This window comes from Streptomyces sp. NPDC059080, from assembly GCF_042739975.1.
In the GTDB taxonomy this organism is placed as follows: Bacteria; Actinomycetota; Actinomycetes; order Streptomycetales; family Streptomycetaceae; genus Streptomyces; species Streptomyces benahoarensis.
The window spans coordinates 186,762-208,824 of the sequence record NZ_JBHYGX010000005.1; the positions used below are offsets into that span (position 1 = coordinate 186,762).

The 22,063-nt window shown below is 73.0% G+C and carries 17 protein-coding genes; 9 read left to right on the forward strand and 8 right to left on the reverse strand.

The window, feature by feature from the left end:
- The first annotated feature begins 117 nt into the window (after positions 1–117).
- From ACFWWQ_RS05850 to ACFWWQ_RS05870, 5 genes are all read left to right on the forward strand, one after another.
- Positions 118–1,212, forward strand: coding sequence for a sugar ABC transporter substrate-binding protein (locus ACFWWQ_RS05850; protein WP_384590708.1), 1,095 nt, complete (start codon positions 118–120; stop codon positions 1,210–1,212).
- Between the two features lie 264 nt (positions 1,213–1,476).
- Positions 1,477–2,277, forward strand: a complete 801-nt coding sequence (locus ACFWWQ_RS05855; protein WP_384590711.1) for an ATP-binding cassette domain-containing protein — start codon at positions 1,477–1,479, stop codon at positions 2,275–2,277.
- Positions 2,274–3,569: a sugar ABC transporter permease gene (locus ACFWWQ_RS05860; RefSeq protein WP_384590714.1), complete on the forward strand. Its 1,296-nt coding sequence runs from the start codon at positions 2,274–2,276 to the stop codon at positions 3,567–3,569. Before ACFWWQ_RS05855 ends, ACFWWQ_RS05860 begins: the two co-directional genes overlap by 4 nt.
- A 204-nt stretch (positions 3,570–3,773) precedes the next feature.
- Positions 3,774–5,774: a 1-deoxy-D-xylulose-5-phosphate synthase gene (dxs, locus tag ACFWWQ_RS05865; protein WP_384590717.1), complete on the forward strand. Its 2,001-nt coding sequence runs from the start codon at positions 3,774–3,776 to the stop codon at positions 5,772–5,774.
- 196 nt (positions 5,775–5,970) lie between these two features.
- On the forward strand, positions 5,971–7,524 hold the full coding sequence (locus ACFWWQ_RS05870) for an amino acid permease (protein WP_384590720.1): 1,554 nt from the start codon (positions 5,971–5,973) through the stop codon (positions 7,522–7,524).
- A 178-nt stretch (positions 7,525–7,702) separates the two neighbouring features.
- Here ACFWWQ_RS05870 and ACFWWQ_RS05875 read toward each other — a convergent pair whose 3' ends face one another.
- The 3 genes from ACFWWQ_RS05875 to ACFWWQ_RS05885 all read right to left on the reverse strand — a co-directional run bounded on the left by ACFWWQ_RS05875 (position 7,703) and on the right by ACFWWQ_RS05885 (position 11,559).
- Positions 7,703–8,107, reverse strand: coding sequence for an NTP pyrophosphohydrolase (locus ACFWWQ_RS05875; RefSeq protein ID WP_384590723.1), 405 nt, complete (start codon positions 8,105–8,107; stop codon positions 7,703–7,705).
- A gap of 96 nt (positions 8,108–8,203) precedes the next feature.
- Positions 8,204–10,342: a 3-hydroxyacyl-CoA dehydrogenase NAD-binding domain-containing protein gene (locus ACFWWQ_RS05880; RefSeq protein WP_384590726.1), complete on the reverse strand. Its 2,139-nt coding sequence runs from the start codon at positions 10,340–10,342 to the stop codon at positions 8,204–8,206.
- Positions 10,339–11,559 (reverse strand): thiolase family protein, encoded by a 1,221-nt coding sequence (locus ACFWWQ_RS05885; RefSeq protein WP_384590728.1) that lies wholly within the window; start codon positions 11,557–11,559, stop codon positions 10,339–10,341. The genes ACFWWQ_RS05880 and ACFWWQ_RS05885 overlap by 4 nt, the downstream gene beginning before the upstream one ends.
- A 187-nt stretch (positions 11,560–11,746) precedes the next feature.
- On the opposite strand from ACFWWQ_RS05885, the gene ACFWWQ_RS05890 reads away from it, so the two are divergent.
- On the forward strand, positions 11,747–12,457 hold the full coding sequence (locus ACFWWQ_RS05890; protein ID WP_384590731.1) for a PepSY domain-containing protein: 711 nt from the start codon (positions 11,747–11,749) through the stop codon (positions 12,455–12,457).
- Positions 12,458–12,552: 95 nt separating this feature from the next.
- Here ACFWWQ_RS05890 and ACFWWQ_RS05895 read toward each other — a convergent pair whose 3' ends face one another.
- The 3 genes from ACFWWQ_RS05895 to ACFWWQ_RS05905 form a co-directional block, all read right to left on the reverse strand.
- On the reverse strand, positions 12,553–13,827 hold the full coding sequence (locus ACFWWQ_RS05895; protein WP_384590734.1) for an HRDC domain-containing protein: 1,275 nt from the start codon (positions 13,825–13,827) through the stop codon (positions 12,553–12,555).
- 77 nt (positions 13,828–13,904) lie between these two features.
- A complete protein-coding gene (locus ACFWWQ_RS05900) occupies positions 13,905–14,567 on the reverse strand; it encodes a response regulator transcription factor (protein ID WP_030279967.1) in 663 nt (220 codons plus the stop codon).
- 405 nt (positions 14,568–14,972) lie between these two features.
- Complete coding sequence (locus ACFWWQ_RS05905; protein WP_384590738.1) at positions 14,973–15,629, reverse strand: DUF3000 domain-containing protein; 657 nt, start codon at positions 15,627–15,629, stop codon at positions 14,973–14,975.
- 102 nt (positions 15,630–15,731) lie between these two features.
- Here ACFWWQ_RS05905 and hemE point away from each other — a divergent pair, with 102 nt between their 5' ends.
- On the forward strand, positions 15,732–16,799 hold the full coding sequence (hemE, locus tag ACFWWQ_RS05910; protein ID WP_384590741.1) for a uroporphyrinogen decarboxylase: 1,068 nt from the start codon (positions 15,732–15,734) through the stop codon (positions 16,797–16,799).
- A 22-nt stretch (positions 16,800–16,821) separates the two neighbouring features.
- Here hemE and ACFWWQ_RS05915 read toward each other — a convergent pair whose 3' ends face one another.
- Together ACFWWQ_RS05915 and ACFWWQ_RS05920 are read right to left on the reverse strand one after the other, a co-directional pair.
- On the reverse strand, positions 16,822–18,201 hold the full coding sequence (locus ACFWWQ_RS05915) for an FAD-dependent oxidoreductase (protein ID WP_384590745.1): 1,380 nt from the start codon (positions 18,199–18,201) through the stop codon (positions 16,822–16,824).
- Between the two features lie 195 nt (positions 18,202–18,396).
- Complete coding sequence (locus ACFWWQ_RS05920) at positions 18,397–19,593, reverse strand: thiolase family protein (protein ID WP_384590747.1); 1,197 nt, start codon at positions 19,591–19,593, stop codon at positions 18,397–18,399.
- Between the two features lie 205 nt (positions 19,594–19,798).
- On the opposite strand from ACFWWQ_RS05920, the gene hemG reads away from it, so the two are divergent.
- Positions 19,799–21,256 (forward strand): protoporphyrinogen oxidase, encoded by a 1,458-nt coding sequence (hemG, locus tag ACFWWQ_RS05925; RefSeq protein ID WP_384590750.1) that lies wholly within the window; start codon positions 19,799–19,801, stop codon positions 21,254–21,256.
- Between the two features lie 11 nt (positions 21,257–21,267).
- A complete protein-coding gene (gene hemQ / locus ACFWWQ_RS05930) occupies positions 21,268–22,005 on the forward strand; it encodes a hydrogen peroxide-dependent heme synthase (RefSeq protein WP_384590753.1) in 738 nt (245 codons plus the stop codon).
- Positions 22,006–22,063 lie beyond the last annotated feature (58 nt).

Consider the following 22,063-nt stretch of genomic DNA (forward strand, 5'->3'; position numbering starts at 1 on the left):
TCGCACACGTGTTCACTACTTCTAACCAAAATCCCTTGCCGCGCGCCGCGGCGGCCCGTTCTACGCTCACCCCCCTGCGCCACCCGCCACGCGGCCTCGTCAGGGAGGCAAGCTCACATGAATGTCTGGACGCGTCGCGCCGTCATAGGCACCGCCGCCGTTTCGATGGCCCTCTCGGTGGCCGCCTGCGGCAAGGCGGGTGACGGCGACAAGGCCGCGGGCGGGGACGGCAAGACCATCGGCCTGCTGCTGCCGGAGAACAAGACCACCCGCTACGAGACCTTCGACCGGCCGCTCATGGAGGCGAAGATCCATGCGCTGTGCGCCGACTGCGAGGTCAAGTACAACAACGCGGCGCAGGAGACCGAGACCCAGAAGAAGCAGTTCGACGCGCTGATCACCCAGGGCGTCAAGGTGATCATCCTGGACCCGGTCGACTACAAGGCCACCAAGTCCTGGGTCGACCAGGCGGCCAAGAAGGGCGTCAAGGTCGTCGCGTACGACCGGCTGGCCGAGGGCGAGATCTCCGCGTACGTCTCCTACGACAACGAGAAGATCGGCCGCCTCCAGGGCGAGGCGCTGGTCAAGGCGCTCGGCAGTGACGCGAAGAAGAGCAACGTCGTGATGATCAACGGCTCGCCGACCGACGCCAACGCGCCGTTCTTCAAGAAGGGCGCGCACACCGTCCTCGACAAGCAGGTCAAGAAGATCGTCTACGAGCAGGACATCCCCGACTGGTCCTCGGACGAGGCCAACAAGAAGATGAGCGCGGCCATCGACTCGCTCGGCAAGGACGGCTTCCAGGGCGTCTACGCCGCCAACGACGGCGAGGCGGGCGGCGCGATCACCGCCCTCAAGCAGCAGGGCGTCAAGGTCCCGGTCGGCGGCCAGGACTCCGAGCTGGCGGGCCTTCAGCGCGTGCTCAAGGGCGAGCAGGCGTTCACCATCTACAAGCAGATCAAGCCGCAGGCGGACGCCACCGCCGAGATCGCGGTGAAGCTCCTCAAGGGCGAGAAGATCGGCGCGCTGGCGCCCGCCAAGGTCGACAGCCTCAGCGGCGACGTCAAGGGCATCCCGGCGAAGCTCTACGACGCGCAGGTCGTGACCAAGGACAACGTCAAGGACACGATCATCAAGGACAAGGTCTACAAGGCGAGCCAGATCTGCACCGCCGACGTGAAGGCGGCGTGCGAGGCGGCCGGTATCAAGTAGCCCGTCCGGTCGGCCCGGTCGGCCCGGTCGGCCCGGGGCGCGGGTGGCGGCACCGGCCGCCGGATCCGGGCCTCGGGCGGACCGCCGCCACGGCCCCGTGCCGCCGGCCTCATGCCGCCGGCCCCGTGCCGCCGCACCGGCCCCGCCCGCGTGGCGTGGCCGGTGCCTCCGCCGGTACCCCGGTGTCCCGCCGCACCCCCACCCCCCTCGCAGAACCCGGTGCCCCCGCACCACCGTCCCGCCCCTGTGAAGGCGGCGAAGGAGATGATGTCCGTGTCCGCTACGCCCGTGCTGGCGTTGCGCAAGGTCTCCAAGCGGTTCGGCGCCGTCCAGGCGCTCACCGACGTCACGCTGGAGATCCACCCCGGTGAGGTGGTCGCCCTGGTCGGCGACAACGGCGCCGGTAAGTCCACCCTCGTCAAGACCATCTCGGGCGTGCACCCGGTCGACGACGGCACCATCGAGTGGGAGGGCGCGCCGGTCCGCATCACCAAGCCGCACGACGCCCAGGAGCTGGGCGTCGCCACCGTCTACCAGGACCTCGCGCTCTGCGACAACCTCGACGTCGTCGCCAATCTCTACCTCGGCAACGAGCTGCGCGGCGCGGGCGTCCTGGACGAGATCGCGATGGAGAAGCGCGCCAAGGAGCTGCTGGACACCCTGTCCATCCGGATCCCCAGCGTCCGGATCCCGGTCGCGGCGCTCTCCGGCGGTCAGCGGCAGGTCGTCGCCATCGCCCGCGCCCTGATCGGCGAGCCGAAGGTCGTCATCCTCGACGAACCGACCGCCGCGCTCGGCGTCGAGCAGACCGCCCAGGTCCTCGACCTCGTGGAGCGGCTGCGCGAGCGGAACCTCGGCACCATCCTCATCAGCCACAACATGGCCGATGTCCAAGCCGTCGCCGACCGCGTCGCGGTGCTCCGCCTCGGCCGCAACAACGGTGTCTTCGACGTCGCCACGACCTCGCACGAAGAGATCATCGCGGCCATCACCGGCGCCTCGGACAACGCCGTCACCCGCCGCAAGGCACGTACCGAGCAGGGCAGGAAGGAGGAGGCGCGATGAGTGACCTCACCAAGAAGACGGCGGACGCCACGGAGCCGGAGCCCGCCGAGACGCCCGCCGCCCCGGCCGCCGTCGACCCCCGCCTCCTCGTCCGCGAACAGGGCTTCGCCGGGTATCTGGACGAGTTCGCCCGCCGCCTGCGCGGCGGTGAGCTGGGGTCGCTGCCGGTCGTCGTCGGCCTGCTCGTCATCGCCGTCGTCTTCCAGCTGAAGAACAGCGCCTTCCTCTCCGCCGACAGCCTCGCCAACATCGGCGTCTACACCTCGGGCCTCGGCATCATGGCCGTCGGCATCGTCTTCGTGCTGCTGCTCGGCGAGATCGACCTCTCCGTCGGCTCGGTCGCCGGTGTCGGCGCGGCCGTCTGGGCGGTGCTGAGCGTCACCCACGGCGTCGGCGACTGGCTCGCCGTCCTCCTCGCCGTCGCGGCGGGCGCCGCCATCGGCACCCTGCACGGCTTCTTCTTCGCCAAGGTCGGCGTCCCCGCGTTCGTCGTTACGCTCGCCGGTTTCCTCGGCTGGAGCGGCCTGCAGATCTGGCTGATGGGCAAGGAGGGCTCCATCAACACGCCCTCGGGCAGCGTGGTGGAGAACCTCACCGGCTACTACTTCGAGGACAAGGCCGCCGCCTACGGCCTCGCCCTCGTCGCCGTCCTCGCGTACGCCGGATCGCTGCTGTGGGAGGCGCGCCGCCGCCGGGCCGCGGCGCTGCCGTCCCGCCCGGCGAGCGAGATCGCGCTGCGCACCGGCGTCGTCGCGGTCCTCGCCTTCGCCGTCGCCTACGTCCTGAACGAACCGGCCGGCGCCCGCGGTCTGCCGCTGGCCCTGGTGCTCTTCCTCGCCGTCCTCGTCCTCGCGGACTTCGTGGTGCGCCGCACGTCCTACGGGCGGCAGATCTTCGCGGTCGGCGGCAACGCGGAGGCGGCCCGCCGCGCCGGTATCAACGTCAACCGGATCCGCGTCACGGTCTTCGCGGTCTCCGGCATGCTGGCGGCCTTCGGCGGCCTCTTCATCGCCAGCCTCTCCGGCGGCGCCACCAAGAACCTCGGCGCCGGGAACACCCTGATGAATGTGATCGCCGCGGCGGTCATCGGCGGCACCAGCCTCTTCGGCGGCCGCGGCAAGATCTGGTCCGCGCTGCTGGGCATGCTCGTGATCCAGTCGATTCAGCAGGGTCTGAACCTCCTCGGCATGGCCAGTGAGATCCAGTACATGATCACCGGTGCGGTGCTGCTCGCGGCGGTCGTCATCGACTCGCTCTCCCGCCGCACCCAGAAGACCGCCGGACGCACCTGAGCCCCGGCCGTACCGTCCGTAGCGGCCCCCCCACCAGGCACCTTCCGGTGGGGGCCGCCGCACGTCCGGCGGTTGGCCGAATCCGACGGGTCACCCGAGTGACATACATCGCGAGGCCCGAAGGTCGCGGCGGGCACCGGAACATTAGACTCGGCTGATCAGCAACCTCGACCAGTTTCGAAGCTCGACAAGCAGGGAGGCACAGTGCAGAAGGTGCCGCGCGAAGCGCGCCAGGCCGGGGCGGTGGCCGGAGACGGACGGGAGTTGCTGACCCGTATCGAAGGACCACGCGACCTGGACCGGCTCACGCCGCAGCAGCTCGGGCAGCTCGCCGGGGAGATCCGTACCTTCCTCGTCGACGCGGTCGCCCGGACCGGCGGTCACCTCGGCCCCAACCTCGGTGTGGTGGAGCTGACCCTCGCCCTGCACCGGGTCTTCGACTCCCCGAAGGACCGCGTCCTCTTCGACACCGGACACCAGTCCTACGTCCACAAGCTGCTCACCGGCCGCCAGAACTTCGGCCGCCTGCGCGCCAAGGGCGGCCTCTCCGGCTACCCCTCGCGCGCCGAGTCCGAGCACGACGTCATCGAGAACAGTCACGCCTCGACGGTCCTGGGCTGGGCCGACGGCCTGGCCAAGGCCAACCAGGTCCGCGGCAAGGACGACCACGTCGTCGCGGTGATCGGCGACGGCGCGCTGACCGGCGGTATGGCCTGGGAGGCGCTCAACAACATCGCGGTCGCCAAGGACCGCCCGCTGGTCATCGTCGTCAACGACAACGAGCGCTCCTACGCGCCGACCATCGGCGGCCTCGCCGACCACCTCGCCACGCTGCGCACCACCGACGGGTACGAGAAGTTCCTCGCCCGCGGCAAGGACCTGCTGGAGCGCACCCCGGTCGTCGGCAAGCCGCTCTACGAGACGCTGCACGGCGCCAAGAAGGGCCTCAAGGACTTCATCGCCCCGCAGGGCATGTTCGAGGACCTGGGCCTGAAGTACGTCGGCCCGATCGACGGCCACGACATCGAGGCGCTGGAGTCGGCGCTCCAGCGCGCCAAGCGCTTCGGCGGCCCCGTGATCGTCCACTGCCTCACCGAGAAGGGCCGCGGCTACGAGCCCGCCGAGCAGGACGAGGCGGACCGCTTCCACGGCATCGGCGTCATCCACCCGGACACCGGCCTGCCGGTCGCCGCGTCCGGCGCCGACTGGACCTCCGTCTTCGGCGAGGAGATGGTCAAGCTCGGCCACGAGCGCGAGGACATCGTCGCGATCACCGCCGCGATGCTCCAGCCCGTCGGCCTGAAGAAGTTCGCCGCCGCCTTCCCCGACCGCATCTACGACGTCGGCATCGCCGAGCAGCACGGCGCGGTCTCCGCCGCGGGCCTGGCCACCGGCGGCCTGCACCCGGTCTTCGCGCTCTACGCGACCTTCGTCAACCGCGCCTTCGACCAGGTGCTGATGGACGTCGCGCTGCACCGGTGCGGCGTCACCTTCGTCCTCGACCGCTCCGGCATCACCGGCACCGACGGCGCCTCCCACAACGGCATGTGGGACATGTCGCTCCTCCAGATCGTGCCCGGGCTGCGCATCGCCGCACCGCGCGACGCCGACCAGGTCCGCGCGCAGCTGCGGGAGGCCGTCGAGGTCGACGACGCCCCGACCGTGGTGCGCTACTCCAAGGGCGCGGTCGGCCCGGCCGTCGAGGCGGTCGGCACGGTCGGCGGCATGGACGTGCTGCGCGCCCCGGTGGCGGTCGTCGGACGCCCCGATGTGCTGCTGGTCTCGGTCGGCGCGCTCGCCCCGATGTGCCTGGAGGTCGCCGCCCTCCTCGACAAGCAGGGCATCTCCTCCACCGTCGTCGACCCCCGCTGGGTCAAGCCGGTCGACCCGGCGCTGCCCGGCCTCGCCGCCGAGCACCGCGTCGTCGTCACCGTCGAGGACAACATCCGCACCGGCGGCGTCGGCGCGGCGGTCGCGCAGGCGCTGCGCGACGCGGACGTGGACCTCCCGCTGCGCGACTTCGGCATCCCCGAGCGCTTCCTCGACCATGCCTCCCGCAAGGAGGTCATGGCCGAGATCGGGCTGACCGCGCCGGACATCGCCCGTCAGGTCACCGGCCTGGTGGCCAAGCTCGACGGCCGGTTCGAGGGCGCGTCCGCCAGCGCCGCGGGCGCGCCCCGCCCGGCGGAGATCGCGGGCGACTGACCCGCACCCGCCCCGCGCGATACGGGCCGGCCGGCCACCTCCGGGTGCGCCGACCGGCCCATCCGTTTGCCCGCCGCCGCGCTCCATAGGGTGAATCGCCGCCGCCCGGGCCCGCCACCCCTGACGATTTGTCTGTGTTGCAGAGAATCTGCCAGTTCAGGTGAGTGGTGAGGGTCGTCCAGGCGGAGGTTCGCCCATGAGCACACAGCAGGGCCCAGGCGCCCGGTCACGCCGCGACCGCGGGGTGTTCCGGACGAAGAGCGTCGAGCAGTCCATCGAGGACACCGAGGAGCCGGAGCACGCGCTCAAGAAATCCCTGTCGGCGCTGGACCTGACGGTCTTCGGCGTCGGTGTCGTCATCGGCACCGGCATCTTCGTCCTCACCGGCAAGATCGCGAAGGAGCAGGCGGGCCCGGCGGTCGCCCTCTCCTTCGTCGTCTCCGGTGTGGTCTGCGCCCTCGCCGCGCTCTGTTACGCGGAGTTCGCCTCCACCGTCCCGGTCGCGGGGTCCGCGTACACCTTCTCGTACGCCTCGCTCGGTGAGTTCCCCGCCTGGATCATCGGCTGGGACCTGGTCCTGGAGCTGGCGCTGGGCTGCGCGGTGGTCGCCGTCGGCTGGTCCGGCTACGTCCGCTCGCTGCTGGACTCCGCGGGCTGGCATCTGCCCGCCGCGCTTTCCGGGACCCAGGGCGGCATGTTCGGCTTCGACCTCCTCGCCTGCATCCTGGTCCTGGTGCTGACGGCCATCCTCGTGCTCGGTATGAAGCTGTCGTCCCGGGTGACGAATGTGATCGTCGCCATCAAGGTGACGGTGGTGCTGCTCGTCGTCATCGCCGGGGCGTTCTTCATCAGCGGCCAGAACTACCGGCCGTTCCTGCCGCCCACCCGCCCGCACGTGGGGGAGAGCGGCTACGCCGCCCCGCTCTCCCAGCTCCTCTTCGGCTTCACCCCGTCCCACTTCGGCGTCATGGGCATCTTCGCCGCCGCCGCCGTCGTCTTCTTCGCCTTCATCGGCTTCGACATCGTCGCCACCGCCGCCGAGGAGACCCGCCACCCGCAGCGTGACGTCCCCCGCGGCATCCTCGGCTCCCTCGCCATCTGCACCTTCCTCTACGTCGCGGTGTCGATCGTGGTCACCGGCATGCAGAAGTACACCGAGCTGTCGACCGACGCGCCGCTCGCCGACGCCTTCAAATCCGTCGGCCATCCCTTCTACGCCGGGATCATCAGCTTCGGCGCGGCGGTCGGCCTCACCTCGGTCTGCATGATCCTGCTGCTGGGCCAGAGCCGGGTGTTCTTCGCGATGAGCCGGGACGGGCTGCTGCCGCAGTTCTTCTCCCGGGTGCACCCCACGTTCGGCACGCCCTACCGCTCCACGGTCCTGCTGGGCGCGGTCGTCGCCGTCGTCGCCGGGTTCACCTCGATCAACGAACTCGCCGAACTCGTCAACATCGGCACGCTCTTCGCCTTCGTCGTCGTGGCCCTCGGCGTCATCCTGCTCCGCCGTTCCCGGCCCGACCTGCCCCGGGGCTTCCGCACCCCGTTGGTCCCGCTGGTCCCCGTGCTGTCGGTGCTCGCCTCGCTCTGGCTGATGCTCAACCTGCCCGCCGAGACCTGGCTCCGCTTCGCCGCCTGGATGGTGATCGGCATGGTCGTCTACGCCATGTACGGGCGGACGCACAGCCGTCTGGGGCGCCGTATCGCGGCCGAGGGGAGGGCGGCGGCGGGCGGTGGTGCGGGGCGGGGCTGAGAAGACAACTCCCGTACGGTGAAGGCTTGTTGGGGCTTCGACGGCCGGGCCGCCCGCCCGCCGTGGGGGCCGCGTCGACGGCCGGGTAGCGGGGCCGCGTCGACGGCCGGGGCGCGGGGCCGCGCCGAGGCCGGACCGTCTGCCCAACGCGGGGGCCGCCCCGCCCCTCAGCCGCCCCTCACACCCCCGGCCGACGGCCCCCGCCCCGGGCGTCGCGGACCGCGCGGGGGCCCGCCACCCGCGCGCCCAACGCCTCGACGCGGGCCCGCAGACCGCGGTCGGCGGTCACCACCAGGCAGTCCCGTCCGGCACCCTCGGCCGCCACCAGCTCCACCATCCAGTCGTCGCCGCTGCCGGGCGCGGACTCCACCCGCACCCCGTCGACGGACGCCACCTCCCGGGCCGCGCCCTCCACCACCAGCACCAGCTCCAGCGGCGGTTCGGCGTACCCGGGCAGGCCCGCGGTCGCGCGCGCGGCCAGCCCGTCCCGCAGCCGCTCCGCGGCGCCGCGCCGGTCGCGCCACCAGCCGTCCGGTACCGACCCGACGACGTTCGCGGCATCGACGATGACCAAGGAATCCATGGCTCCAGCCTGTCATGTGCCGGGCGGCGCGGCGGACGCACGACGGCGCGGGCCGGCTCCGCCGAGCCGACCCGCGCCGCTGTGTTGCCAGGTGCCCTACGCGGGCACGCTCGCCAGGCCCGGGGCCAGGAACTTCTTGCCCGTCACCCGCTCGGAGACGCCCGCGCGGTCCAGGTACGGCGTGATACCGCCCAGGTGGAAGGGCCAGCCCGCGCCGGTGATCAGGCACAGGTCGATGTCCTGCGCCTCGGCGACGACGCCCTCGTCCAGCATCAGACCGATCTCCTGCGCCACGGCGTCCAGCACGCGGTCGCGGACCTGCTCCTCGGTCAGCACCGCGTCGCCCTGCTTCAGCAGCGCGGCGACCTCCGGGTCCAGCTCCGGCTTGAAGCCGTTCTCGGCGGAGTAGACGTAGAAGCCGCGCTTGCCCGCCTCGACGACGGCCTTGAGGTTCGGGGAGACGGTGAACCGCTCCGGGAACGCGCCGTGCAGCGTCTCGGAGACGTGCAGACCGATCGCCGGGCCGACCAGCTCCAGCAGGACCAGCGGCGACATCGGCAGGCCCAGCGGCTCGACGGCCTTCTCCGCCACGGCGACGGGCGTGCCCTCGTCGATGACGTTCTGGATCTCGCCCATGAAGCGGGTCAGGATGCGGTTGACGACGAACGCCGGGGCGTCCTTCACCAGCACCGCGGTCTTCTTCAGCGACTTGGCGACGGCGAAGGCGGTGGCCAGCGACGCGTCGTCGGTCTTCTCGGCGCGGACGATCTCCAGCAGCGGCAGGATCGCGACCGGGTTGAAGAAGTGGAAGCCCACGACCCGCTCGGGGTTCTTCAGCTTCGACGCCATCTCGGTGACCGACAGCGAGGAGGTGTTGGTCGCCAGGATCGCGTGCTCCGGGACGACCGCCTCGACCTCGGCGAACACCTGCTGCTTGACGCCCATCTCCTCGAAGACGGCCTCGATGACGAAGTCCGCGTCGCCGAAGGCGGTGGCCTTGTCGAGGTGACCGGTCACCAGGCCCTTGAGGCGGTTCGCCTTGTCCTGGTTGACGCGGCCCTTGAGCAGCAGCTTGTCGATCTCGCCGTGGACGTACTCGACGCCCTTGTCGATCCGGGCCTGGTCGATGTCGGTGAGGACGACCGGGACCTCCAGGCGGCGCGCGAACAACAGCGCCAGCTGGGAGGCCATCAGACCGGCGCCGACGACGCCGACCTTGGTGACCGGGCGGGCCAGCTTCTTGTCCGGTGCGCCGGCGGGCCGCTTGGCGCGCTTCTGCACGAGGTGGAACGCGTAGAGCCCGGAGCGCAGTTCGCCGCCCATGATCAGGTCGGCGAGCGCCACGTTTTCGGCGTCGAAGCCCTGCTGACGGTCGCCGTTCTTCGCCGCCGCGATGATGTCCAGCGCGCGGTAGGCGGCCGGGGCCGCGCCGTGCACCTTGCCGTCGGCGACGGCCTTGCCGCGGGCCACGGCCTCGTCCCAGGCGGCCCCGCGGTCCAGCTCGGGCCGCGCGACCTCGGTCTCGCCGGTCAGCACCGAGGCGGTCCAGATCAGCGACTGCTCCAGGAAGTCCGCGCCCTCGAACAGCGCGTCCGCGATGCCGAGGTCGAAGACCTGCTGGCCCTTGAGCTGCTTGTTCTGGTTGAGCGAGTTCTCGATGATGACCGAGACCGCGCGGTCGGGTCCGATCAGGTTCGGCAGCAGCACGCAGCCGCCCCAGCCGGGCACCAGGCCGAGGAAGACCTCGGGCAGCGAGAACGCGGGCAGCGCCTTGGAGACGGTGCGGTACGAGCAGTGCAGGCCGACCTCGACGCCGCCGCCCATCGCCGCGCCGTTGTAGTACGCGAACGTCGGCACGGCCAGGCCCGACAGCCGCGTGAAGACGTCGTGGCCGCCCTTGCCGATGGCCAGCGCGTCCTCGTGACGCTTCAGCAGCTCGACGCCCTTGAGGTCGGCGCCGACGGCGAAGATGAACGGCTTGCCGGTGATGCCGACGCCGACGATCCCGCCGTCCGCGGCCTCCTTCTCGACCTGGTCGATCGCCACGTTCAGATGGGCGAGCGACTGCGGGCCGAAGGTGGTCGGCTTGGTGTGGTCCAGGCCGTTGTCCAGCGTGATGAGCGCGAAGCGGCCCGCGCCCTTGGGCAGGTCGAGGTGGCGCACATGCGCCTGGGTGACGACCTCGTCCGGGAAGAGTGCGGCCGCGCCCTTCAACAGCTCAGCGGTGGTGGTCACTTGCCTGCCCCTTCGAAGTGCGGGTTCTCCCAGATCACGGTGCCGCCCATGCCGAAGCCGACGCACATGGTGGTGATGCCGTAGCGGACGTGCGGCTGCTCCTCGAACTGGCGGGCCAGCTGCGTCATCAGGCGCACACCGGAGGAGGCCAGCGGGTGGCCGAACGCGATGGCGCCGCCGTACTGGTTGACGCGCGGGTCGTCGTCGGCGATGCCGTAGTGGTCGAGCAGCGAGAGCACCTGGACGGCGAACGCCTCGTTGATCTCGAACAGGCCGATGTCGTCGATGGTCAGACCGGCCTTGGCCAGCGCCTTCTCCGTCGCCGGGACGGGGCCGATGCCCATGACCTCCGGCTCCACGCCCGCGAAGGCGTAGCCGACCAGGCGCATCTTGACGGGCAGGCCCAGCTCGCGCGCCACGTCCTCGGCGGCGATCAGCGAGGCGGTCGCGCCGTCGTTGAGACCGGCGGCGTTGCCCGCGGTCACCCGGCCGTGCGGGCGGAACGGCGTCTTCAGCCCGGCGAGGTTCTCCAGCGTGGTGCCCGGCCGCATCGGCTCGTCGGCGGTGGCCAGACCCCAACCAACCTCGCCCGCCTCGGCGTTGGTCCGGCGCACCGAGACCGGCACCAGGTCGGCCTGGATCTGGCCGTTGGCGTACGCCTTCGCGGCCTTCTCCTGGCTGCGGACGGCGTAGGCGTCGGCGCGCTCCTTGGTCAGGTGCGGCAGCCGGTCGTGGAGGTTCTCCGCCGTCATGCCCATGAACAGCGCCGACTGGTCGACCAGCTTCTCGCTGACGAACCGCGGGTTGGGGTCGACGCCCTCACCCATGGGGTGCCGTCCCATGTGCTCGACGCCACCGGCGACGGCGATGTCGTACGCACCGAAGGCGACGCCACCGGCGATGCTGGTGACGGCGGTCATCGCACCGGCGCACATCCGGTCGATGGAGAAGCCGGGCACCGACTGCGGCAGGCCCGCCAGGATGCCGGCGGTACGACCCAGGGTCAGGCCCTGGTCGCCGATCTGCGTGGTCGCCGCGAGCGCGACCTCGTCGATCTTCGTGGGGTCCAGGTCCGGGTTGCGGCGCAGCAGCTCCCGGATGCACTTGACGACCAGGTCGTCGGCGCGGGTCTCGTGGTAGATGCCCTTCGGGCCCGCCTTGCCGAACGGGGTGCGGACGCCGTCGACGAAGACGACGTCCCTAGCGGTACGAGGCACGTTGGCTCTCCTCCAGGTGCGGGATGGCACTGCTGCGGGGCGCCCCCGGAGGGACGCATCACACCGACATGCTACTTGCGGGTAACCATGCTGCACAGCCCCCTCGCCCGGAGCGGTGAAGGTCACATCGCGGGGGTGCCGGTGCCGTGGGGATGTGATCAGTCAAAGGCGCACATAAGGTGCCCATATGAACACAAAGCGTAAGGATCTGGTGGTGCGCGGTCGGCGGCGTCCCGTGGGACCCCGCGCGCTCGGAGCGGTGTGCGCCGTCGCCGCCGGTGCGCTCCTCGCGGGCTGCGGCAGCGGCGCGGGCAAGAGCGTGAGCGGTGCGCCGGACAGTCCCGAGGTGGCGTCCCCGGCGGCGGCCACCTCCTCGGGCGGATCCCCGAACGCCTCGCCCGGCCGGAACCTGACCAAGGGTCAGAGAGAGCGCAAGGAGCTCTTCGCGAAGACCAAGGTTGACTACGCGCAGGTGCTGACCGCCGCGGCGGGCGCCGTGCCGCACACCAAGCCCGTCTCCACCGAGCTGAAGGGCGGAGGCGCCGGCCACCCCGTATGGGAGACGGTGATGGCGGCGGCCGACGGCACCGCCCACACCGTCCGCATCGACGCGGTCACCGGGAGGGCCGGGAAGCCGGTCGCCGCGCAGCAGAAGGCCGAGGACCGTAAGGCGCTGGCGAAGCGGCTGCGGGACGCCACGGTCACCGCCCCGATGGCTGCCAGGACGGCGATGGCGAAGAAGAAGGGCGATGTCGCGGCGATCGAGCTGGAGAGCGCCGACCACGGCAAGCCCGTCTGGAAGGTGGACGTCGTCTCGACCTCCGACTGGAAGAAGACGACCTTCGACGTCGACGCCAAGGAGAACAGGATCCTGAAGGAACACACCGGCCAGGACTGACGCCCGTACGCCGGTCCGCGGCCCCGGCGCCGTACGGCCCGGAGCGGCCCCCGCACCCCGGCGCGCCCATGAGGCCGCCGGGGTGCGGTGTGCCGTCAGTCGCCGTGCGCCGTCAGCGCCTGGGTGAGCAGCGGCGTCACCAGCTGGACCTGCCAGGGACGCGCGCCGTGCCCGGCCAGGACGGCGGAGACGGCATCCGGGTTCGGTTCGGCGGGCGGCTCCCAGCACAGCCGGCGCACGGTGTCGGGCGTGATGAGGTTCTCCTGCGGGAGGTTCAGCTCCTCCGCCAGCGCGGTCACCGCCGCCCGCGCCGCCGAGAGCCGCGCCGCGGCCACCGGGTCCTTGTCCGCCCAGGCGCGGGGCGGCGGCGGGCCGGTGAGCGGCGCGCCGGGCTGCGGCAGTTCGCTGTCCGGCAGCGCCCGCGCCCGGTCCACGGCCGCCTGCCACTGCTCCAGCTGACGGCGGCCCATCCGGTGCCCGAAGCCGGGCAGCGCGGCCAGCGCATGGGCGTTCGGCGGCAGATGCAGCGCCGCCTCCACGATCGCGGAGTCGCCGAGCACCTTGCCCGGGGAGACGTCGCGTTTCTGGGCCACCCGGTCGCGCACCGTCCACAGTTCGCGGACGACGGCCATCTGGCGGCGGCGGCGCACCTTGTGCATCCCGGAGGTGCGGCGCCAGGGATCCTTGCGCGGCGGGGCCGGGGGAGCACCGGCGATGGCGGCGAACTCCTGCCGGGCCCACTCCAGCTTCCCCTGCTGCTCCAGCTCCTCCTCCAGCGCGTCGCGGAGGTCCACCAGCAGCTCGACGTCGAGCGCGGCGTAGCGCAGCCACGGGTCGGGGAGCGGACGGGTCGACCAGTCGACGGCGGAGTGGCCCTTCTCCAGCGCGTAGCCGAGGACGTTCTCGACCATCGCGCCCAGGCCCACCCGCGCGAAACCGGCGAGGCGGCCCGCCAGCTCGGTGTCGAACAGCCGGGTCGGCACCATCCCTATGTCGCGCAGGCACGGCAGATCCTGGGTGGCGGCGTGCAGGACCCACTCGGTGTCGGCGACGGCGTCGCCGAGCGTGCCGAGGTCCGGGCAGCCGACCGGGTCGATCAGAACGCTGCCGGCGCCCTGGCGGCGCAGCTGGACGAGGTAGGCGCGCTGGCCGTAGCGGTAGCCCGAGGCACGCTCGGCGTCGACGGCGAGGGGGCCGGTGCCCGCCGCGAGGGCGGCGACGACCTCGGCGAGGGCGTCACTGCTGGCGGTCACCGGGGGGATGCCCTCACGGGGCTCCAGTAGGGGTTCCGGCGCCGGTCGGGAATCCGGAGGCGAGTCTCCGGCTGCTCGCAGTGTCGTGTCTGCTGCGGTCTTTTGGGCGTCGGTCACCGCTCAAGGGTATCTGTGTATGCGCATCGCCCGTCGAGGGGAACGTTCCCTCGGCGGGCGATGTGTCGGGGTACGGATCAGTGGATGATGCCGGTGCGCAGCGCCACAGCCACCATTCCGGCCCGGTCACCGGTGCCGAGCTTGCGGGCGATGCGGGCGAGGTGGCTCTTGACGGTCAGGGCGGACAGCCCCATCGACACGCCGATCGCCTTGTTGGACTGGCCCTCCGCCACCAGCCGCAGCACTTCGACCTCCCGGCCCGACAGCTCGCGGTAGCCGCCCGGGTGGCCAGGGGCGCCCGGCGGGCGGCGCTGCATACGGGCGGCGTGGGCGCCGATGGGCGCGGCTCCCGGGCGGCCCGGCAGGCCGAGGTTGGTGCGGGTGCCGGTGACGACGTAGCCCTTGACGCCGCCCGCGAGGGCGTTGCGTACCGCGCCGATGTCGTCGGCGGCGGACAGGGCGAGGCCGTTGGGCCACCCGGCGGCGCGGGTCTCGGAGAGCAGCGTCAGGCCGGAGCCGTCGGGCAGGTGGACGTCGGCAACGCAGATGTCGCGCGGGTTGCCGACGCGGGGGCGGGCCTCCGCGATCGACGACGCCTCGATCACGTCCCGTACTCCGAGGGCCCACAGATGGCGGGTGACGGTGGAGCGGACGCGAGGGTCGGCCACGACAACCATGGCCGTCGGCTTGTTCGGGCGGTAGGCGACCAGGCTCGAAGGTTGCTCGAGGAGAACAGACACCGGGCCTCCTGGGGGAGTGGCGGGACGGACGTGACCGGCTACAAGGGGCGAGCCGGGACGTTCCGTATGTGAAGGGTCACTGACCTCTTCGGCAGCAATCCGAGGGGACTTTAGGCATCGATCACGATTTAGTTAGTGTCAATTCGGGCAAATCGGATGCATGAGCGATCATACGTGAACACCGGGGTGATCAACGGCCGCACCTGTTCCCGCGCAGGGTGCGCGAGGACGGGGCCGGGCGCGCGGCACGGACGTGGGCGAGGGCGCCGCACGGACGTGGGCGAGGGCGCCGCACCGGGTGGTGCGACGCCCTCGGTCCGGGGTCGTGGCCCGGTGGCCGGACGGTCGTGAACGGTGGGCGCCGGGCGGCCGGGCCGGGAGCCTCGCCGCCCGGCGCGGGACGGTTCAGCGGGGCTGTGCCCCCCGGCGCTGGGGGAGCGGCACCACACCGCCGCGCGGACCGGTCTCCTGCGGCGCCGGGGGCAGGCCGGCGACCTGGCACAGCAGATCGCACCAGGCCGCGAGGTGCGCGCCCGCGTCGGGTACGCCGCCGGGGCCCTCGGCCGGGGTCCACGACGCGCGGATCTCGATCTGGGTGGCCGGCTCCCGCGCCGCCAGACCGCCGAAGTGGTGCGAGGCGGCCCGCGTCACCGTCCCGCTCGCCTCGCCGTACCGCACCGCGCGGGCGTCCAGCGCGCCCGTCAGCCACGACCAGGACACCTCGGGCAGCAGCGGATCGGCGCCCATCTCCGGCTCCAGCTCCGCCCGCGCCAGCGTCACCACCCGGAACGCGCCCTGCCACGCCTCGTGCCCGGCGGGGTTGTACAACAGCACCAGCCGTCCGTCCGCCAGATCCGCGTCCTCGCCGTCCGGACCCGCGCCCCGCTCGACCACCGTGGCCTCCAGCGCGGCGGCGTACGGCGCGAGCCGTTTCGGGGCGGGGATCACATCGAGGTCGATCTCGGGACGCAGCCGAGCCGCGCGGAGCGACTCGACCGCTCGTCGGAAGGGGATCGGGGTCTCGTCCGCGCTGTCCGAGAGGTGTTCGTGCGCCGCAGCCATGCCCGGAAGAGTAGGCGGTAGCGGCGCCGCGGAGGGGGAGGACACCCGGTGCGCGCGTCGCCCGTTCGGAGGTGTCCGGCGCCGCATGCGAAGATTCCGTGCGTGAGCGACAACGACCGCCCGACGGGCCAGCAGCAGACCGGAACGTACGACTCGGCCTTCCTCAGGGCCTGCCGGCGCGAGCCGGTGCCGCACACCCCGGTGTGGTTCATGCGGCAGGCCGGACGGTCGCTGCCCGAGTACCACAAGGTCCGCGCGGGCATCGCGATGCTCGACTCCTGCACGCGGCCCGAGCTGGTCACGGAGATCACCCTCCAGCCGGTGCGCCGCCACCACGTCGACGCCGCCGTCTACTACAGCGACATCGTCGTCCCGCTCAAGGCCATCGGCATCGACCTCGACATCAAGCCGGGCGTCGGCCCCGTGGTCGAGAACCCGATCCGCACCCGCGCCGACCTCGACCGGCTGCGTCCGCTGGAGCCCGGCGACGTCGCGTACGTCACCGAAGCGGTGCGGATGCTCGTCAAGGAGCTGGGGCCCACGCCGCTCATCGGCTTCGCCGGTGCGCCGTTCACGCTCGCCAGCTATCTCGTCGAGGGCGGCCCGTCCCGCAACCACGAGCACACCAAGGCGCTGATGTACGGCGACCCGCAGCTCTGGGCCGACCTGCTGGACCGCCTCGCCGTGATCACCACCGCCTTCCTCACCGTGCAGATCGAGGCCGGGGCGAGCGCCGTGCAGCTCTTCGACTCCTGGGTCGGCGCGCTGTCGCCCGCCGACTACCGCCGCTCGGTGATGCCCGCCTCCACGAAGGTCTTCGAGGCGGTCGCGCACCACGGCGTGCCGCGGATCCACTTCGGCGCCGGCACCGGCGAGCTGCTGGGCCTGCTCGGCGAGGCCGGGGCGGACGTCGTCGGCGTCGACTGGCGCGTGCCGCTGGACGAGGCGGCCCGGCGGGTCGGCCCCGGCAAGGCGCTCCAGGGCAACCTCGACCCGGCCGTGCTGTTCGCCCCGCGCGAGGCGGTGGAGATCAAGGCCCGCGAGGTGCTGGACGCGGCCGCCGGGCTCGACGGCCACATCTTCAACCTCGGCCACGGCGTGCTGCCCGCCACCGACCCGGACGCGCTGACCCGCCTCGTCGAGTACGTCCACACGCAGACCGCGCGCTGAGCCGCTCCGGGCCGCCGGGTGTTCACACCCCGGTGGCCCGGACCGCCGCCGTGGCCTTGCGGGCCGCGACCAGCACCGGATCCCACACCGGGGAGAACGGCGGCGCGTAACCCAGGTCGAGCATGGTCATCTGCTCCACCGTCATCCCTGCGGTCAGTGCGACCGCCGCGATGTCCACCCGCTTCCCGGCGCCCTCACGGCCGACGATCTGCACGCCCAGCAGCCGCCCCGTACGCCGCTCGGCGAGCATCTTCACGTGCATCGGCCGGGCGTCGGGGTAGTACCCGGCGCGGCTGGTCGACTCGATGGTCACGGTCACGAACTCCAGGCCCACCGCGCGGGCCTGGTGCTCCAGGAGGCCGGTGCGGGCGATCTCCAGATCGCAGACCTTGCTGACGGAGGTGCCCACCACCCCGGGGAAGATGGCGTAGCCGCCCGCGACGTTGGCGCCGATGACCTGGCCGTGTTTGTTGGCGTGGGTGCCGAGCGGGAGATGGCGGGTGTGGCCCGCCACCAGGTCGAGGACCTCCACGCAGTCGCCGCCCGCCCAGACGTTCTCCCGGCCGTGCACCCGCATCGACAGATCCGTCAGCAGCCCGCCGGACTCCCCGAGCGGCAGCCCCGCCGCCTCGGCCAGCGTCGTCTCCGGACGGACGCCCATCCCCAGCACCACCACGTCCGCCGGATACTCCGCGTCCTCGGTGGCCACCGCGCGGGCGCGCCCCTCGTCGTCGGTGCGGACGGCGGTGACGACGGCGCGGCGCACCGTCTCGATGCCCAGGTCGCACATCGCGGCGTGCACCCGCGCGCCCATGTCCGGGTCGAGCGTGGACATCGGCTGCTCGCCCCTGTCCAGCACCGTCACCGCGTAGCCGCGGTGGACCAGCGCCTCGGCCATCTCCACGCCGATGTACCCGGCGCCGATCACCACGGCGCGGCGGCCCGGGGACGCGGTGAGGGTGTCGATCAGGGCGCGGCCGTCGTCGAGGGTCTGCACGCCGTGCACCCCGCGCGCCTCGATACCGGGCAGCGGGGGACGCAGCGGCCGGGCGCCGGTGGCCAGCACCAGCTTGTCGAAGTCCGTCCAGCTCTCCCGGCCGCCGTCGTCCAGCGCCCGGGCGCGCACCCGGCCGCGCTCCAGGTCGAGCTCGGTGACCTCGGTCCGCATCCGCAGGTCGATGGCGCGCGCCCGGTGTTCCTCGGGCGTACGGGCGATCAGCGCCGCGGGGCCGTCGACCGTGCCGCCGGCCCAGTACGGGATGCCGCACGCGGAGTACGACGTGAAGTGGCCGCGCTCGAACGCGGTGATGGCCAGCTCGCCGGGCCCCTTCAGCCGCCGGGCCTGCGAGGCGGCCGCCATGCCTGCCGCGTCGCCGCCGATGACCACGAGTCGTTCCGTCATGGAAGCCCCTCACGCCGTCCGCCGTGCCCGCCGCGGAACGCCCGCACGAGCCCACCTGAGCCAGGCTACGGCCCGGCACCGACAACGGCGGGGGAGCGCGACGGCCACGCCGGGACGGCGGGGCGCGGCCTGCGCCTGGGGGCGGGCCGGTCCCCGGCGCGAGGCCCCGGCCCGCCCCGGGACCGGCCTGCTCCCTCACCGCTCCAGGACGACCGCCAGCCCCTGCCCCACCCCGATGCACAGCGCCGCCAGGCCCGTGCCGGAGCCGCGGGCCGCGAGTTGGTGGGCCACCGCACCGGCCAGCCGCGCGCCCGACGCCCCCAGGGGGTGGCCGATCGCGAGGGCGCCGCCGCGTGGGTTGACGAGGGTGGGGTCCAGCTCCGGCCAGCGGCCGATGCACCCCAGGGCCTGCGCGGCGAACGCCTCGTTCAGCTCGAAGACCGCGAGGTCGCCGAAGCCGCGCCCGGCGCGCTCCAGGGCCCGCCGCACCGCGCCGACCGGGCCGAGCCCGTAGAACTGCGGCTCCACGCCCGTCACCGCGCTCGCGCCGATCCGGGCCAGCGGTTCCCGGCCGGTGGCCCGCAGCCCCTCCTCGTCGGCGAGGAGCAGCGCCGCCGCGCCGTCGTTGAGCGGCGCGGAGTTCCCGGCGGTGACCGTCCCGCCGGTGCGGCGGAACACCGGCTTCAGCCGGGACAGCGCCTCCAGGGAGGGCGCCTCCCGGATCGTCTCGTCGCGCTCCAGCGCCACCCCGGGCAGCGGCACCACCTCCGCGTCGTAGCGCCCCTCGCGCCAGGCGCGGCTCGCCTTCTGATGGCTGGCCAGCGCGAACACGTCCTGCTGCTCGCGGGTGATCCCGTGCAGATCGGCGATCTTCTCGGCGCCCTCGCCCGGCGCGACCGTCCACTCGGGGCGCATCCGCGGGTTGACCATCCGCCAGCCCGGCGTCGTGGAGTACAGCTCCTGGTTGCCCGTCGGGAAGCCGCGGTCCGGTGCGGCGAGGACGTACGGCGCCCGGCTCATCGACTCCACGCCGCCCGCCACCACGAGGTGCGCGTCGCCGTGCGCGAGGGCCCGCGCCGCCTGGATGACGGCCTCCAGACCCGAACCGCACAGCCGGTTGACCGTCACACCGGGCACCGTGTCCGGCAGCCCGGCCAGCAGCACGGCCATGCGCGCCACGTTCCGGTTGTCCTCACCGGCACCGTTCGCGTCGCCGAGGACGACGTCGTCGATGAGCGCCGGGTCCAGCTCGGGGCTGCGCGCCACCAGTGCCGCCAGGACGTGCGCGGCGAGATCGTCGGGGCGTACGCCCGCCAACGCCCCGCCGTACGCGCCGACCGGGGTCCGTACGGCGTCGACGACGTAGACGTCCCGTGCGCGGTGCTCGGTCATCAAGGGTGTCCTCGCTGTCGGGGGCTGTCCGGGGAGCCGGGGAGCCGGGGCACCGGGCCGTCCGGGCACGCGCCCGAGCGGGACGGCAGCGGCGCGGGCGGGCGCCGGGCCGCCGCCCGCCCGAGTCTTTGCCGGGCCCCGGGCGGTGTCAACGGGGTCCTCGGCCAACGTCCCGGTGTCCGGAGCGCTCTGAGAGAGTGGGGGCATGAGCGCAGCGCACACCAGTACGGGCCGGGCAGTCGGCCGCCATGTGGTCGTCATCGGCGGCGGGATCGCCGGCCTCGCCGCGGCGCACCGCCTCCTCGAAGGCGGCGCCGCGGTGACCGTCCTGGAGGCGTCCGGGCGGCTCGGCGGCAAGCTGCGGGCCGGGGAGATCGCCGGCGTACCCGTCGACCTGGGCGCCGAGTCGATGCTGGCCCGGCGGCCCGAGGGCGTGGACCTCGCCCGCGCCGTCGGCCTCGGAGACCGCCTCCAGCCGCCCGCCACCGCCTCCGCCACCCTCTGGACGCGCGGGGCGCTGCGCCCCATGCCCAAGGGCCACGTCATGGGCGTCCCCGGCGACCTCGCCCCGCTCGCGGCCTCCGGCGTCATCTCGGCGGAGGGCCTCGACCGCATCGCCGCCGACGCGACCTTGGAGCGCACCGACGTCGGCGAGGACGTCGCGGTCGGCGCGTACGTGGCGGAGCGCCTCGGCCGTGAGGTCGTCGACCGGCTCGTGGAGCCGCTGCTCGGTGGCGTCTACGCGGGCGACGCCTACCGCATCTCGATGCGCGCCGCCGTCCCGCAGCTCTTCGAGGCGGCCCGCGCCGAGCGGTCCCTGATCGCCGGGGTCCGCTCCCTCCAGGAACGCGCCGCGGAGGCGGCCCGGGACCTCCCCGCCGACCGGCCGGTCTTCATGGGCATCGACGGCGGTATCGGCACGCTGCCCGGCGCCGTCGCGGACGCGGTGCGCGCCGCCGGTGGCGAGATCGCGCTGCACACCCCCGTCCGCGCGCTGCGCCGCCGCGGCGCCGACGGCTGGCGGGTGGTGGCGGGCGACCGCATGATCGAGGCGGACGCGGTGGTCCTGGCGGCACCCGCCGGGCCCGCGGCGCGGCTGCTGCGGGACGACTGCCCGGTGGCCGCCACCGAGCTGGACACCGTCGACTCCGCCTCGATGGCGCTGATCACCCTGGCCTTCCGCCGCGCCGACCTGGCGCGCATCCCGGAGGGCAGCGGCTTCCTCGTACCGCCCGTGGACGGCCACCGCATCAAGGCGTCGACGTTCGCGAGCCGCAAGTGGGGGTGGATCGCCGACGCCGACCCGGAGCTGTTCGTGCTGCGCACCTCCGTCGGCCGCTACCAGGACGACGCCCTGCTGGGCCGCGACGACGCCGAGCTGGTGGAGATCTCGCTCGCCGACCTCGGCGCGGCGGTGGGCCTCGCCGCCCGGCCCGTGGCGTCCGCCGTCACCCGCTGGGAGGGCGGGCTGCCGCAGTACTTCGTCGGCCATCCGGACCGGGTCGCCCGGATCCGTGCGGCGCTCCCCGGGGCGCTGCGGGTCTGCGGCGCGGCCTACGACGGCGTCGGCATCCCGGCGTGCATCGGGTCGGCGCGGCGGGCCGCCGACGAGATCCTCGCGGCGTGGGAGACCCGGGCGCCGGACTCCTCCGGAGGCGAGTAAGAATGGTCGGTATGACAGACGCTTCCACCCCCGACCGGTCCGCCACGGAGCGGGCGCAGAACGCCGGCAAGAAGGCGAAGGACCTCAACGACGCCATCCGCTACACCCTGTGGTCGGTCTTCCGGCTGCGGGACGTCCTCCCCGAGGACCGCGGCGGGTACGCCGACGAGGTCGAGGAGCTGTTCACGCAGCTCGCCGCCAAGGACGTCGTGGTCCGCGGCACCTACGACGTCTCCGGGCTGCGCGCCGACGCCGACGTGATGATCTGGTGGCACGCGGAGAGTGCGGACGCGCTCCAGGAGGCGTTCAACCTCTTCCGCCGCACCCGCCTGGGCCGCGCCCTCACCCCGGTGTGGTCCAACATGGCGCTGCACCGTCCCGCCGAGTTCAACAAGTCGCACATCCCGGCGTTCCTCGCCGACGAGCGCCCCCGCGACTACGTCAGCGTCTACCCGTTCGTGCGCTCCTACGACTGGTACCTGCTGCCCGACGACGAGCGCCGGAAGATGCTCGCCGACCACGGCAGGATGGCCCGCGGCTTCCCGGACGTCCGCGCCAACACCGTGCCGTCGTTCTCGCTCGGCGACTACGAGTGGATCCTGGCGTTCGAGGCCGACGATCTGTACCGCATCGTCGACCTGATGCGTCATCTGCGCGGCTCCGAGGCGCGGCGTCACGTCCGCGAGGAGGTGCCGTTCTACACCGGCCGCCGCAAGCCGGTCGCGGAACTGGTCGCCGGTCTGGCCTGATCCGGCCGCGTACGGCCCGTGCACCACGACGGCGGGCCGCCCCACCTCGGGGCGGCCC